The following is a 13,053-nucleotide window of genomic DNA, read 5'->3' as shown; positions in this document are numbered from 1 at the left end:
TGTCCACCGTGGACACTTTCCCGCCTTCCCTCAGAAATAGCTCCTGACCAGCGCCCCTGAAACCAGCGCCCAGCCATCGGCCACCACGAAGAAGATCAGCTTGAACGGCAGCGAGACCACCGCCGGCGGGACCATCATCATCCCCATCGACATCAGGATCGCAGCGACCACGAGGTCGATGATCAGGAAGGGCAGGAAGATCATGAAGCCGATCTCGAAGGCGCGCTGGATCTCGGACAGCAGGAATGAGGGAACCAGCAGCGACAGCGGCGCGTCGGCGGGCGTGACGGCGGCGGTGGAGCGCAGGTCCTGTAGGGTCTGCAAGGTCTCCGGATCGACCCGCCCCGCCATGAAGACCCGGAACGGCGCGATGGCGGCCTGCAAGCCCGGCCCCACCTCCAGTGTTCCGTTCGTCATCGGCTCGATCCCCTTGACCCAGGCCTCGGTGAAGACCGGGTCCATCACGAACCAGGTCAGGAACAGCGAAAGGCTGATGATCAGCATGTTCGGCGGCGCCTGCTGCAAGCCCAGCGCCTGCCGCAGGATCGACAGCACCGTGACGATGAAGGGAAAGCAGGTGACCATCACCGCGAGCCCCGGCACGATGGACAGCACCGTGACCAGCAACAGAAGCTGCACCGACCGGAGCGAGAGCGACTCCCCCGCCCCGCCGCCGAGGTCGATCGACACCTGCTGCGCCAGCGCCGGCCCCGCCAGCAGCGTCAGCGCGACGGCAAGGCCGAGGCCAAGCCTCACAGCCCGCCCCGCAGGTTGGCGACCTCGGTCAGCCGCACGGCCAGCTGCCCGGCACTGTCACCCTCAAGCTCGGTCAGCTCCCCCCGCGCGATCAGCCGGTCGCCGACATACAGCTCCACCGGGTCATCCACCCGGCGGTCCAGTTGCAGGACGGCGTCCCTCGACAGCCGCAGAAGGTCGCGCACCAGGGGGCGGGCCCGGCCGACCGAGATCGTGACCTCGATCGGGACCTGGCTGAAGGGGTTGGCGTCAGTGATGTCTTCCATGATGTCTCCTCAGCTCTGGAGGGTGAAGAAGGCCCGGACCGCGATGGCGATGTCGGTCGTCACCTGGGCGAGGTCGACCTTGGTCTCGGATGTTCCCAGGCGGATGTAGACCCGGCCCTCGGGCATCGTCGGCTCTTCGTCGATGACCATCGGCAGGCCGGTTGCCTGCGACACGAGGTCCTCGACCTGTGCCCGGACGGCGGGGTTCAGGACCAGCGTCAGCGGAGCGTCGGCGAGGCTTTCCGCAAGGGGCATCACTGCGTCCAGCACTGTGGGCGCCAGCGTCTCGCGCGCGACTTCGGGCAGGAGCCGGTCGATCATTTGCAGGATCAGCGGCCGGATCGCCTGCAAGACATGGGCCCGCGCGTCCTGGAAGGTGAAGGACAGGCTTTGCAGGTTCCGCGCGAGGTCGGCCCGGATGCGGGACTGGTCGCCCTGCTGGGCCGCCACGGCATCGTCCCAGCCGGCGGAATAGCCCTGCTCGAACGAGGCGACCTTCGCCTCCTCGACCGCGGTCGCCTCGACCAGGGGCCGCATCGAGCAATCCGGGGCCGGGGCGGTATCGAAGACTTCCAGACGCAGGGCGGGCATCAGGCGGGCTCCTCCTCTTCCATCCAGCCGCGCAGGATCTCGATCGATTCGGTCTGACGCTGCTCGATCAGGCGGCGCAGGCGCGTGGCCGGGTCCTCCTCGCTGGCCTCGCCCTCGATCTGTCCACCACCGGGGCTGGCGAAGGCGCCATAGTCGAACCCGTCATCCACCACCCCGCTGATCGCCATCGCGCCCGAGGTCATCGCCGGTGGTAGGGCGAGCGGCGCCTCGGGAGCGGGCAGGGCGGCGCGATTGGCCGAGGTCAGCACGGGCCGGATAACGAACAGGCCCAGGACCAGCGCCACAAGGGCGAGGACGGCGGTCTGGATCATCGACATCAGGTCGATCTGGCCGATCTGCGGCAGGAGGCCCGCAGTGGCCTCGGTGCCTTCGGGGGCCGCGACGGGTTGGAATTCCAGCGATTTCAGGGTCAGGACATCGCCGCGTGTCTCGTCCAATCCGACGGCCGAGGCCACCAGCTCACGCAGTACCGCCAGCTCTTCCTCGGGGCGGGCCGCCCATGTCCGCGTGCCGTCGGCGGCGATGGTTGCCACCCCGTCGATCATGACCGCCACCGTCATCCGCCGCACGGCGCCCGGATTGCGCAGGATCTCGCGCGAGGTTTCGGAAACTTCATAGTTCACCCGCTCCCGGGTTTCGGAATTCTGGCTCTTGCCCTCGCCGCCCGCGCCCGCATCGCCTTCCGGAAGGTTCGAGGCGACTGTCACCGCGCCACCGGGTTCGGTGCTCGACCCGCTGCGCTCCTCGGTTTCCGAGGAAATCGCCACCCGGCCCTGCGGGTCGAGCTTCCGCTCGGTGATCGCCTCGCGTTCCGAGACGAGGTCGATGGAAACCTCGACCACCGCCTTTCCGGCGCCGACGCGGGCGGCCAGCAGACGCTCGACATTGCCCTTGATCGCGGCGGCGCGGTCGGCGGCATCGCCGGTGTCGAAGGCCTGTGCCTCTTCGCCGCCGATGAGGCCCGCGACGGTGTCGATGATCTGCACCGCGTCCGGCGTCATGCCTGCAACGGCGCTGGCCACCAGATGCCGGATCGCGCGGGCCTGCGCCTCGGTCAGCGCGCCGGACACCGTGGTCAGCGTGACCGAGGCGGTGGGCTTGGCTTCCGGCTGGAACACGCGGGTCGGTGCGCTGGCGATGTGGACCCGGGCGGCCTTGACCTCGGGCATCGCAAGGAGGGTGCGGGCGATCTCGCCCTCCTTCGCGCGCCAATAGGCGGCATTGTCCTTGGCGGTGGCGACCGACTTGCCGGTCGAGATGTCGGCCTGGGTCTTGTTCAGGTTGGCGTTGATGCCCTTCATCGTCTGCAGGGCAACCATCGCGCTGGTATTGGTCAGGATCGACGACATATTTCAGTCCTTCGCTCAGGGCCGCAGGTTTCACGGCCGGAAAGCCACGAGGCGTGGCGGTTTGGGCGTTCTGTCCGTGCCGCCGGAGGGGTCCGGCAAGCGCCGCCCCGGCATGGGACGCAAGGGCAGTGAAGCGGCAAACCAGCTAACCAATTCCTAAACGCCACCGGGGAAATGCCGGGCATTTGAAACAGATCAGACGCGTCTGGCCGGGATGCGGTCCAGGGTCGCGATTTCGGCCTTCTGCCCGCGTGCGTCATAGGTGGTGAGCGTCGGGCCACGGGCGATCTCGGTCATGCGCAGGCGCGCGGCCTTCACGCCACGGGTGGCCGCTTCCAGAAGCCGGGCGTTGCGCCGGGCCTTCATCTGCAACCGCTCGGCTTCGGCGCGGTTGGCAGGGGTGATTCGAGCTGCCTCGACCCCGGGGGTCAGCCGGGCAAGGGAGGCGAGATCGCCCGCCATCAGCGCGGCGGCGACCTGGTCGAGCAGGGTTTCAAGGGGCATTGTCTTCGGCCTTCACCATGGAGTTGAAGATCAGCTCCGCCAGCCCCAGCCCGCCTTTCTGGACGATGAGCCTGGCCTGCTCCTGGCGCAGGAACGAGGAAAACTGGGCCTCGCCCTCGCCGCCGCCGAAGCTGCCGTGCATTTCGCCCAGGCCGGAATGGGCAAGCATTTCGGAGAGGAAGGTGGCCTCCAGCTCTTCGGCCTTGGACATGAGCTGGTCGCGGTGCGAGGGGGGATGGGCGGTGATCGGCTGGATGTCCATCGGGGTCTCCCGGATCGGTCGGATTTTCCGCAACGATCCGCGAGGGGGGTAAAGAATGGGTAACTTCTCGGCGGGATAAGGGGGCGAATGCGGCAGAAGTCGTGGAATCATGCAAAGCGTCCAGACGATCCTTCCTGTGTCCATTGTCCCGGCAGGGGGGGCAGGCGATCCGGTTGCAGCGGAGGGTGCGGTCGGCCCGGCCTTCGGTGATGTGGTCGAGCAAGAGCGGGGCGAGGCGGGCACAGGGCGGGAGGCCGATTGCGCGGCGGCTGAAGTCTGGGCGGTGCCTGCCTGGGTGGCCGGGCTTGGGGCGATGGCTGAGGTCGAGGAGCGCGGCGAGGGGCTCATAGCCACTTCGGGTCGCGAAAGCGGCGCCGGTGCGGTCGGGCCGACGGACGGAGCAGGTCCGGCCAAGCCGGAGACCGGTGTCGATCTGCCTGCCTGGTCTGGGACGACCGGGTCGGCAAGGGACGGGCGGGTGACCGTAGGGACGGAGGTGGCGGTCCCGGATGGAGGGCAGGGGGTGGATGGCCCCGCAACTCGTCCGATGCGGGGGATTGGGCTATCGACTGGCCCGTTCGCGGCGGATTTGCCCGACAAACGGCAAGCCGAAGCTGCGGAAGGAATGACGCTGCCAGAAGGTGAAAGGCCTGCGCCGGGAATGTCTGGGGCAACTCCGGCGGCGGCGGGCATGCCGGGATCGGTTCCGCCGGCGCTTTCCTCGGGCAACCGGGAGATGCAGTCGGCGGCTCGTCCGTCCTTTGCGGCGGCAGATGCAGGTCACAGACCCGCCCCGACCGGTCTTGAAACTGCAGACGGGTCCGCTTCCGATCCAGCGGACGGGGCGGCTGGATTGGCGGCCCCTGCATGGGACGGGAGGGAGAGCGCAGTTTTTTCCGCAAGGACGGCGGAGCCGGGCCCGGGCAGGGCCGAGGTCGCCGGGACGCCGCCAAAAGCCGCGGCGCCGGGTCAGGGGCTTGCGACGGAAGGGCCGAAACCGGGGGAGCCCGGTGCGGCGGGGACGTCGACCGGGGCAGCTGAGGACATCAGCGTCCTGCCCAATGATCCTGAAGCGGAGAACGCCCCGGAGGGATCACCGGATCCGCTGCTGTCGGCATCGGCTTTGACCCAGAGGAAGGCCTCTCCGCCACCCGCCGCCCTAAAGCCGCCGGCAGGCGGTGCTTCCCGGACGCAGCTTGGCCCAACGATGCCCGCCGGCGATGCCACCCGGGCGCTGAATCCCGGTGTCTGGGAGTGGTTTTTCAGCGGAGTCATCGCTCCGTCCCCCACGCGAACGGATGATGTGGACGAAGCGCCAGCCATGGCTTCGATGCTGGCAGCAGTGGTCCCGTCGCTCAAGACCGTGGCCCCACTGTCTGTCGACGGGAGCGAACCGGATTCGCGTCAGGATGTTTCTGACCCGCAGCCCGCCGCGCCGCTTCCGGTGGCGCCGTCTTTCCCGAAGCCTGCGCTGCCGGGGACCGGCCTGCCGCGCCCTGCTCTAGAACCGGTCCCTATCGAAGATGTCCGGCGCGAATGGATGACCGATGCGGGCCTGCCGGGCTGGGCGGCAACCCTTCCTGCCAACCCCGGCACGACCAACGCAACTCTTTCACCGACGGTGGTCGCCCCGCAGGTTCCGCAGCTTGCCGCGCAGATTGGCGCTGCCCTGTCACAAAGCGCTGACGGGGCGACCGAACTGGCGCTTTCGCCGGAGGAACTGGGTAAGGTCCGGGTCAGGCTGAAGCCGGATGCCGCCAACCCGGACCGGCTTGTGGTGATGATCACTTTCGAGCGCCCCGAGACATTGGAGCTGTTCCGTCGTCACGCAGGCGAGCTGTCCAATGCCTTCCGGTCGGCAGGCTATGCCGGGGCCGACATCGGTTTCGGCCAGCAGGGCGGCGGACAGCCGGACCCGGACGGCCGTGAGACGACAGCAGGGCGAAGCCTTGGCAGCGTGCTCCGGCCCGATCCTGCCGGTGCCCCGCCGCCCTCGTCGCGACAGGACGGCGCGGCTTCCCTTGACCTGAGATTGTGAGGCCAGAATGGACGTCACCTCTGCCACTTCCGCGTCCTCGGCGACCGGCACTGCCGGTACGAGCGGAGCCGCGACGACGATCAGTTCCGATTTCAACACTTTCCTGCGGATGCTGACGGTGCAGATGCAGAACCAGGACCCGCTGAACCCGATCGATTCGGCGGATTACGCCGTGCAGCTCGCCACCTTTTCCGGCGTCGAGCAGCAGGTCAGGACCAATCAGTTGCTGGCCGACCTTCAGGGCCGGTTCCAGCAGCTCGGCATGGCGGAAATGGCAAGCTGGATCGGGAAGGAGGCTCGGTCGGCGGCGCCTGTCCGCTACGACGGATCGGCGGTCACCCTGTCGCCGAACCCGGCAGTGGGGGCGAACCGGGCGGTGCTGGTGGTGAAGGATGCGCAAGGCACCCTCGTCTCGCGCGAGGAGATTCCGGTCAGCGCGGAGCCTTACCAGTGGCTCGGCGCCGGGATCGACGGCAATCCCCTGCCCGCGGGCAGTTATACCATCGAGTTGGAAAGCCTGAATGGCGAGACGGTGATCGCGACGACGCCGGTCGAACACTATGCCCGGGTGATCGAGGCGAAGGGCGGGGGCACCAGCGGGACCCGGCTGGTGTTGCAGGGCGGCGCCGAGGTGCTGGCAACCAACGTCACTGCCTTGCGCGAACCGCAGGGGTGAGGGGGCAAGAATTTTCGAAAATTCTTGCCAAATTCCTTCGAAGGAATTTGGCCGCGGCGGTCAGAGCAGGCGGTCGATCAGCATCCCCGCCGCAAAGGCCGCCACCGCCAGCGTCCCCCAGAGGAGCGGCGCAAGCGTGCGTTGCGGCCTTGGCGGCAGCGTGGCGGGGTTCCCGGCGCGGATCAGTTGCGCCTCGACCAGGGCGGGAAGCTTCGGGCCGAAGCGGGCCAAGACGCGCGCGGTCTTCATCAGGTCGCGCAGCACGGCCTTCGGCCCCACATTCTCGCGGATGTAGCGCTCGACGACGGGCCGGGCGACCTGCCAGATGTTGATATGCGGGTCCAGGCTGCGCGCGACGCCCTCGACCACCACCATCGTGCGTTGCAGAAGGATCAGCTCGGTCCGCGTCTCCATCCCGAATCTCTCTGTGACTTCAAAGAGATAGGCCAGAAGTCGGGCCATCGAGATGCGGCTGGCATCCATGCCGAAGATCGGCTCGCCCACGGCCCGCAGCGCCCGGGCGAATTCGTCGATGTCGCGGTCCGCCGGCACATAGCCCGCCTCGAAATGCACCTCGGCGACGCGGCGGTAGTCCTTGCGGATGAAGCCCATCAGGATCTCGGCATAGACCCGGCGGGTGTATTCGTCGATCCGGCCCATGATGCCGAAATCATAGGCGATGACATCGCCGTTGGCCGCGACCTTCAGGTTGCCCTGATGCATGTCGGCGTGGAAGAACCCGTCGCGGAGCGCGTGGTTCAGGAAGAGTTGCAGCACTCGGGCGGCGATGACCCGGCGGTCGAGGCCGGCTGCGTCGATCAGGTCGTTCTCGTTCAGCCCGATGCCCTCGGCCCAGCCCAGCGTCATCACGTTGCGCGAGGAGAGGAACCAGACCGGCTTCGGCACCTGGAAACCCTCGTCCCTTTCCGTGTTCGCGGCGAACTCGGCCGCCGCGGAGCTTTCCAGCCGCAGGTCCAGCTCGCCCGTGACCACACCCTCGAAATGGGCGATCACGTCGACGGGGCGCAGGCGGCGGGAAAACGGCGCAAGGCGTTCGATCCAGCGGGCGGCGAGGTAAAAGGCGTCGATGTCCTTGCGGAAGGCGCGCTCGATGCCGGGGCGGAGGACCTTGACGGCGACCTCCTCGCCGGTGTCGGCCAGCCGCGCGCGGTGGACCTGGGCGATGGAGGCGGCGGCGACGGGTTCGGAGAAATCGGAGAAGAGCGTGGCGACGGGCAGCTCCAGCTCGGCCTCGATCATCGCTTTCGCGGTGTCGGTCGGGAAGGGCGGCAGCTTGTCCTGCAGGACCTTCAGCTGCTGGGCCAGTTCCTCGCCCACGATGTCGGGGCGGGTCGACAGCACCTGGCCGAACTTGATGTAGGCGGGGCCGAGGGCGGTCAGCGCCCTTGTGGCGGGGGGAAGTGCCGGGTCGCCCTTCAGGCCCAGCCATTTGAACGGCCAGCCCAGCGTCCGCGCGGCGAGGCGCAGGTGGGGGGGCGCGCGAAAGGCCTCCAGCACCACGTCCATGGCGCCGGTTCGTTCCAGCGTGGCGCCGGTGCGGATCAGGCGGATGATGTTGTGGGGACCCTTCACAGTTTCCAGCCGGAATGGAGGGCCGCGATGCCGAGGGAGAGGTTGCGGTATTTCACCTGGCCGAAGCCCGCGGCACGGATCATCGTTGCGAAGGTCTCCTGATCGGGGAACTTGCGGATCGATTCGACGAGGTATTGGTAACTGGCCCGGTCGCCTGCGATGATCTGGCCCATCACCGGGATGACGTTGAAGGAATAAAGGTCGTAGGCCTTCTGCATCAGGTCGTTCGGGATCTGGCTGAACTCCAGCACCATCAGCCGCCCGCCGGGATGCAGGACGCGGTAGGCCTCGGACAGGGCGTCGGGGATGCGGGTCACGTTCCGGATGCCGAAGGAGATGGTGTAGGTATCGAAGCTGTTGTCCGGGAAGGGCAGCGCCATCGCGTCGCCGACCACCCAGTCCAGGCTTTGCGCAAGGCTTTCGGCCTCGGCCCGCTTGCGGCCTTCGACCAGCATCGGTTCGGTCATGTCGCAGACGACGGCGGTGGCGCCCGGCGCGCGTTTCAGGAAGCGGAAGGCCACGTCGCCGGTGCCGCCCGCCACGTCCAGCAGGCGCTGGCCGGGCCGGGGGGCCAGCCAGTCCATCATCGCGTCCTTCCAGAGCCGGTGGATGCCCATCGACATCGCGTCGTTCATTACGTCGTATTTCGAGGCCACGCGGCTGAAGACGCCATGCACCATCCCGGCCTTCTCGGCCTCGGGCACGTCCTGGAAGCCGAAATGGGTGGTCTTTTCGTCCGTCATGAGGGCTTGCGGTCCTTCGCTTTGACCCCTCCTTATAGTCCGCCACCCCGCGCCCGCAATGCGCTGAACTGTCATGAGGCGATGATGCCCGAACTGCCCGAGGTCGAAACCGTGCGCCGGGGCCTGCTGCCGGTGCTGGAAGGCGCGGTCATCGCGCGGGCCGAGGTCAACCGGCCCGATCTGCGCTGGCCTTTGCCGGAGCGGATGGCGGAGCGGCTGGAGGGCCGCCGGGTCACGGCACTGCGGCGGCGGTCGAAGTACCTGCTGGCGGACCTCGATTCCGGCGAGACGCTGCTGGTGCATCTGGGCATGTCGGGGCGGATGCTGGTGTCGGGCGTCACGCTGGGGCAGTTCCACCACGACCATCCGGTGCCGCAGAAGCATGACCATGTGGTGCTGCATATGGCCTCGGGCGCTCGGATCACCTTCAACGACGCCCGCCGCTTCGGGGCGATGGATCTGATGCCGACCGACCGGGCCGCCCAACACATGCTGCTCAAGGGGCTGGGGCCGGAGCCCTTCGGGAATGACTTCAATGGGCCGTATCTTGCCGGGCGGCTGAAGGGGCGCAGGACGCCGATCAAGGCGGCCCTCTTGGACCAGCGCATCGTCGCGGGGCTGGGCAACATCTATGTGGCCGAAACGCTCTATCGCGCGCGGATCAGCCCGCTGCGGCTGGCGGGGGAGCTGACGGAAACGCAGGCGCAGGGTCTGGTCCCGGTCATCCGCGAGGTGCTGGCCGAGGCGATCGAGGCGGGCGGGTCGAGCTTGCGCGACTTCCGGCAGGCCAATGGCGAACTGGGCTATTTCTCCAAGCACTTCCAGGTCTACGACCGCGAGGGCGAACCCTGCGAAACCCCCGGCTGCAGCGGCACGATCACCCGCACGGTCCAGTCCGGCCGGTCCTCCTTCTGGTGTCCGGCCTGCCAGAGGTGACTTGCCAAGCGCCGGTTTGGTGGTAGGAGTCCCCTCTGATTGCCACCAAGGAGGCCGCCATGGCCTATGACACGCTGATCGTCGAGATCGAGGACTATGTCTCGGTGATCCGGCTGAACCGCCCCGAAGCGATGAATGCCCTGAACTCCACGCTGATGCGCGAGCTGGCGGCGGCGGTGACGGCGGCGGAAGCGAACGACCGGGTGCGCTGCATCGTGATCACCGGCTCGGAAAAGGCCTTCGCTGCCGGGGCGGATGTGAAGGAGATGGCCGAGAAAAGCTTCATCGACGTCTATTTCGACGATCTGTTCGGCCCGGAGGTCCGCGTTATTGCGAATGCCCGCAAGCCGATGATTGCGGCCGTCAGCGGCTATTGTCTTGGCGGTGGCTGCGAGCTGGCGATGCTGGCCGATTTCATCATCGCCGCCGATACGGCCAAGTTCGGCCAGCCCGAGATCAACCTCGGCATCGTTGCCGGGATGGGGGGCACCCAGCGGCTGACGCGGGCGGTGGGCAAGTCGAAGTCGATGGACATGCACCTGACGGGCCGCTTCATGGATGCCGCCGAGGCAGAGCGGTCCGGGCTGGTCAGCCGGGTGGTTCCGGCGACCCGGCTGATGGAAGAGGCGATGAAGGCCGCGCAGAAGATCGTCGAGAAATCGGCCCTGACCGCGATGGTGGTCAAGGAATGCGTGAACCGCGCGCAGGAGACCAGCCTCGCCGAGGGGCTCTTGTTCGAGCGCCGCATGTTCCACGCAGTCTTCGCCTCGGAAGACCAGAAGGAGGGCATGGCCGCCTTCCTGGAAAAGCGCCAGCCGCAATTCCGCGACCGCTGAAGGGGTCTTCTCGTGCGCCTTCGGCTTCTCGTCGGGGGTGCCCCGCGAGGAGGAACGAAGGCTCCGACGAGCTTTCCTGCGAAGGGACTTTCCTTTCCCGCCGAACTGCCCTATAGGCCAGCCCCACATGCGCGTGGGCCCGCTTAGGCAAGAATCAGACCCTTCCTTCGGGACGGGGCCTTCTGGTCTTTCGTGCGACAGAATTGAAACCGACAGACCGCAAGGAAGCCACCCATGGCCAATACTGAACAGTCCAAGAAGCGCGCCCGCCAGTCGGAAGCCCGCTACGCCGTCAACAAGGCGCGCCGCTCGCGCATCCGCACCTTCCTGCGCAAGGTCGAGGAAGCCATCGCCTCGGGCAACGGTGAAGCCGCCCAGGCTGCGCTGAAGGCCGCACAGCCGGAACTGGCGCGTGGCGTGACCAAGGGCGTGCTGCACAAGAACACCGTCGCGCGCAAGATGTCGCGCCTCGCCTCGCGCGTGAAGGCCGTCGTCAAGGCCTGATCCCCGGCGGACCGAATCCGGAACAGCGAAGGGCGCGCCCGCAGGGGCTGCGCCCTTCGGCATTTTCACACCGCTAGATTTCCCGGAAACCGGCCCTCCGTTGCCGATTTGCCAGAGTCTTCGGATTCGATTTTGGGGAATCTCTGTCAAGCGCGTTGTTCGGTTGCAGACGCCGCGCGGGGCTTGCTAGCGTGATGCTGCGATTCACTTCGTCCTGGGGGACAAGAACGGGTTGCAAAGGGAAAGCTGCTGCACGGATTGGGCGCCTGCCGCGCCAAAGGATCTGAGTTTTCCGTTTGCGATCAAAGAGCTGGAGGCAGCATCCAAGCTGCCCCACCACGCACGGCAAGGCTGCTGGTCATCCGGCAGCGTAGGTGTGCGTCGTTCCGTCCCACTGACAAGCCGTTGTTTCCCGGCGCCCGCAGGCGGCCTTGGGACGGCTTGGTCGGGGTGGCTCGTTCAACCACGGAACAGGGCAGGGCCGGGTTTCACCGGTTCGTATTTTGACAGGTCAAAGAATGACGAATGAAACCTGGGGGCAGGTTCGGGAAGAGCTGATCAAACGGGTCGGCAAGCACAATTACGCCACCTGGATCGAACCGCTGAAACTGTCGCAGCTGAAGAACGGGGTCGCGCGATTCGAGGTGCCGACGATCTTCTTCGGCGACTGGGTGCAGCGCAATTACGGCGACCATATCCGCTCGCAGCTGGCCAGCACCGGGGCCACGGTGGATCGCGTCGAATTCGCCGTGGGCGCCGCGCCCGCCCCGGCGCGTGCTGCGAAACCTGCCGCCAGGACCGTCCCCCCGCGCGCTGCGAACGAGGATCTGCCCGGCGCGCCGCTCGACGCCCGCTTCACCTTCGACAGCTTCGTCGTCGGCAAGCCGAACGAGCTGGCCCATGCCGCCGCCCGCCGGGTGGCCGAGGGCGGGCCGGTGACGTTCAATCCGCTTTTCCTCTATGGCGGCGTCGGTCTGGGGAAGACCCACCTGATGCACGCCATCGCGCATGAGCTGCAAGTCCGCCGCCCTGAATTGCGCGTGCTGTATCTCTCGGCCGAGCAATTCATGTACCGCTTCGTGCAGGCGCTGCGCGACCGTCAGGTGATGGACTTCAAGGAGTTGTTCCGCTCGGTCGACGTGCTGATGGTCGACGACGTGCAGTTCATCGCCGGCAAGGATTCGACGCAGGAGGAATTCTTCCACACCTTCAACGCCCTGGTCGATGCGAACAAGCAGATCGTCATCTCGGCCGACCGCGCGCCCGGGGAGATCAAGGATCTGGAGGAGCGCATTAAGTCGCGCCTGCAATGCGGGCTGGTGGTCGACCTGCACCCGACGGATTACGAACTTCGGCTGGGCATCCTGCAACAGAAGGTCGACTTCTATCGTTCGCAGTACAAGGGGCTGGTGCTGGCGGATGGCGTGCTGGAGTTCCTCGCCCACCGGATCACCACCAATGTCCGCGTGCTGGAAGGGGCGCTGACCCGGCTTTTCGCCTTCGCCTCGCTGGTCGGGCGCGAGATCACGCTGGACCTTGCCCAGGACTGCCTGGCCGACATCCTGCGCTCCTCGGACCGGAAGCTTTCCATCGAGGAAATCCAGCGCAAGGTGGCGGAACATTACAACGTCCGCTTGTCCGACCTGATCGGCCCGAAGCGGCTGCGCACCATCGCGCGGCCGCGTCAGGTGGCGATGTATCTGTCGAAACAGCTGACCCCGCGTTCGTTGCCCGAGATCGGCCGTCGCTTCGGGGGCCGCGACCACACCACGATCATGCATGGCGTGCGCAAGATCGAAGAGCTGATAACCACCGACAGCCAGCTTTCCGACGATCTTCAGCTTCTGCGCCGTCTTCTGCAAGGTTGAGACCGGGGCCGCCCTTGACGGCCCCGACAATCCTACGCACAGTCCACAAAACGGTTGTGACCCGGTGAAAACCGGACAAATTCGCTGTCCCTGATGGGCCGGCAGGGGGA

At 67.0% G+C, this 13,053-nt stretch carries 14 protein-coding genes; 6 read left to right on the top strand and 8 right to left on the bottom strand.

Features of this window, described 5'->3' with window-relative positions; all coding sequences use genetic code 11:
* Positions 1-30: 30 nt before the first annotated feature.
* The 6 genes from fliP to JNJ68_RS11750 all read right to left on the bottom strand — a co-directional run bounded on the left by fliP (position 31) and on the right by JNJ68_RS11750 (position 3,749).
* Complete coding sequence (fliP, locus tag JNJ68_RS11775; protein WP_294982568.1) at positions 31-756, bottom strand: flagellar type III secretion system pore protein FliP; 726 nt, start codon at positions 754-756, stop codon at positions 31-33.
* Positions 753-1,022, bottom strand: coding sequence for a FliM/FliN family flagellar motor switch protein (locus JNJ68_RS11770; protein WP_294982567.1), 270 nt, complete (start codon positions 1,020-1,022; stop codon positions 753-755). The genes fliP and JNJ68_RS11770 overlap by 4 nt, the downstream gene beginning before the upstream one ends.
* Positions 1,023-1,031: 9 nt before the next feature.
* Positions 1,032-1,613, bottom strand: a complete 582-nt coding sequence (locus tag JNJ68_RS11765) for a flagellar biosynthesis protein (RefSeq protein ID WP_294982566.1) — start codon at positions 1,611-1,613, stop codon at positions 1,032-1,034.
* Positions 1,613-2,983, bottom strand: a complete 1,371-nt coding sequence (gene fliF, locus JNJ68_RS11760; RefSeq protein ID WP_294982565.1) for a flagellar basal-body MS-ring/collar protein FliF — start codon at positions 2,981-2,983, stop codon at positions 1,613-1,615. Before fliF ends, JNJ68_RS11765 begins: the two co-directional genes overlap by 1 nt.
* Positions 2,984-3,178: 195 nt before the next feature.
* Positions 3,179-3,487 (bottom strand): hypothetical protein, encoded by a 309-nt coding sequence (locus JNJ68_RS11755; RefSeq protein ID WP_294982564.1) that lies wholly within the window; start codon positions 3,485-3,487, stop codon positions 3,179-3,181.
* The gene (locus JNJ68_RS11750) at positions 3,477-3,749 is read right to left on the bottom strand and encodes a rod-binding protein (protein ID WP_294982563.1); all 273 of its coding nucleotides are present in this window, start codon (positions 3,747-3,749) and stop codon (positions 3,477-3,479) included. Before JNJ68_RS11750 ends, JNJ68_RS11755 begins: the two co-directional genes overlap by 11 nt.
* A gap of 1,207 nt (positions 3,750-4,956) precedes the next feature.
* Between JNJ68_RS11750 and JNJ68_RS11745 the strand changes: the two genes are divergently transcribed.
* Positions 4,957-5,787 (top strand): flagellar hook-length control protein FliK, encoded by an 831-nt coding sequence (locus JNJ68_RS11745; protein WP_294982562.1) that lies wholly within the window; start codon positions 4,957-4,959, stop codon positions 5,785-5,787.
* Positions 5,788-5,794: 7 nt separating this feature from the next.
* The gene (locus JNJ68_RS11740; RefSeq protein ID WP_294982561.1) at positions 5,795-6,463 is read left to right on the top strand and encodes a flagellar hook capping FlgD N-terminal domain-containing protein; all 669 of its coding nucleotides are present in this window, start codon (positions 5,795-5,797) and stop codon (positions 6,461-6,463) included.
* A 60-nt stretch (positions 6,464-6,523) separates the two neighbouring features.
* On the opposite strand, the gene ubiB is transcribed toward JNJ68_RS11740, so the two are convergent.
* Both ubiB and ubiE read right to left on the bottom strand, forming a co-directional pair.
* Positions 6,524-8,056, bottom strand: coding sequence for a 2-polyprenylphenol 6-hydroxylase (gene ubiB / locus JNJ68_RS11735; RefSeq protein ID WP_294982560.1), 1,533 nt, complete (start codon positions 8,054-8,056; stop codon positions 6,524-6,526).
* Entirely contained in the window at positions 8,053-8,799 is a 747-nt protein-coding gene (ubiE, locus tag JNJ68_RS11730; protein WP_294982559.1) for a bifunctional demethylmenaquinone methyltransferase/2-methoxy-6-polyprenyl-1,4-benzoquinol methylase UbiE, read from the bottom strand. The genes ubiB and ubiE overlap by 4 nt, the downstream gene beginning before the upstream one ends.
* Before the next feature lie 84 nt (positions 8,800-8,883).
* Here ubiE and mutM point away from each other — a divergent pair, with 84 nt between their 5' ends.
* The 4 genes from mutM (at position 8,884) to dnaA (ending at position 12,943) form a co-directional block, all read left to right on the top strand.
* Positions 8,884-9,735, top strand: a complete 852-nt coding sequence (gene mutM, locus JNJ68_RS11725) for a bifunctional DNA-formamidopyrimidine glycosylase/DNA-(apurinic or apyrimidinic site) lyase (protein WP_294982558.1) — start codon at positions 8,884-8,886, stop codon at positions 9,733-9,735.
* A 59-nt stretch (positions 9,736-9,794) separates the two neighbouring features.
* Positions 9,795-10,571: an enoyl-CoA hydratase gene (locus tag JNJ68_RS11720; RefSeq protein WP_294982557.1), complete on the top strand. Its 777-nt coding sequence runs from the start codon at positions 9,795-9,797 to the stop codon at positions 10,569-10,571.
* Between the two features lie 234 nt (positions 10,572-10,805).
* Positions 10,806-11,075, top strand: coding sequence for a 30S ribosomal protein S20 (gene rpsT, locus JNJ68_RS11715; protein WP_294982556.1), 270 nt, complete (start codon positions 10,806-10,808; stop codon positions 11,073-11,075).
* Positions 11,076-11,593: 518 nt separating this feature from the next.
* Positions 11,594-12,943, top strand: coding sequence for a chromosomal replication initiator protein DnaA (gene dnaA, locus JNJ68_RS11710; protein ID WP_294982555.1), 1,350 nt, complete (start codon positions 11,594-11,596; stop codon positions 12,941-12,943).
* Positions 12,944-13,053 lie beyond the last annotated feature (110 nt).

Source organism: Tabrizicola sp. (assembly GCF_016793705.1).
Classification (GTDB): domain Bacteria; phylum Pseudomonadota; class Alphaproteobacteria; order Rhodobacterales; family Rhodobacteraceae; genus Tabrizicola.
This window is presented reverse-complemented; position numbering and strand designations above follow the sequence as displayed.

What these genes read in the sequence shown, in the direction of transcription:
- JNJ68_RS11770 (WP_294982567.1), bottom strand. Translation starts at nt 1,022, where the DNA reads ATGGAAGACATCACTGACGCCAACCCCTTCAGCCAGGTCCCGATCGAG.
- JNJ68_RS11765 (WP_294982566.1), bottom strand. Translation starts at nt 1,613, where the DNA reads ATGCCCGCCCTGCGTCTGGAAGTCTTCGATACCGCCCCGGCCCCGGAT.
- fliF (WP_294982565.1), bottom strand. Translation starts at nt 2,983, where the DNA reads ATGTCGTCGATCCTGACCAATACCAGCGCGATGGTTGCCCTGCAGACG.
- JNJ68_RS11755 (WP_294982564.1), bottom strand. Translation starts at nt 3,487, where the DNA reads ATGCCCCTTGAAACCCTGCTCGACCAGGTCGCCGCCGCGCTGATGGCG.
- JNJ68_RS11750 (WP_294982563.1), bottom strand. Translation starts at nt 3,749, where the DNA reads ATGGACATCCAGCCGATCACCGCCCATCCCCCCTCGCACCGCGACCAG.
- JNJ68_RS11745 (WP_294982562.1), top strand. Translation starts at nt 4,957, where the DNA reads ATGCCCGCCGGCGATGCCACCCGGGCGCTGAATCCCGGTGTCTGGGAG.
- JNJ68_RS11740 (WP_294982561.1), top strand. Translation starts at nt 5,795, where the DNA reads ATGGACGTCACCTCTGCCACTTCCGCGTCCTCGGCGACCGGCACTGCC.
- ubiE (WP_294982559.1), bottom strand. Translation starts at nt 8,799, where the DNA reads ATGACGGACGAAAAGACCACCCATTTCGGCTTCCAGGACGTGCCCGAG.
- mutM (WP_294982558.1), top strand. Translation starts at nt 8,884, where the DNA reads ATGCCCGAACTGCCCGAGGTCGAAACCGTGCGCCGGGGCCTGCTGCCG.
- JNJ68_RS11720 (WP_294982557.1), top strand. Translation starts at nt 9,795, where the DNA reads ATGGCCTATGACACGCTGATCGTCGAGATCGAGGACTATGTCTCGGTG.
- rpsT (WP_294982556.1), top strand. Translation starts at nt 10,806, where the DNA reads ATGGCCAATACTGAACAGTCCAAGAAGCGCGCCCGCCAGTCGGAAGCC.
- dnaA (WP_294982555.1), top strand. Translation starts at nt 11,594, where the DNA reads ATGACGAATGAAACCTGGGGGCAGGTTCGGGAAGAGCTGATCAAACGG.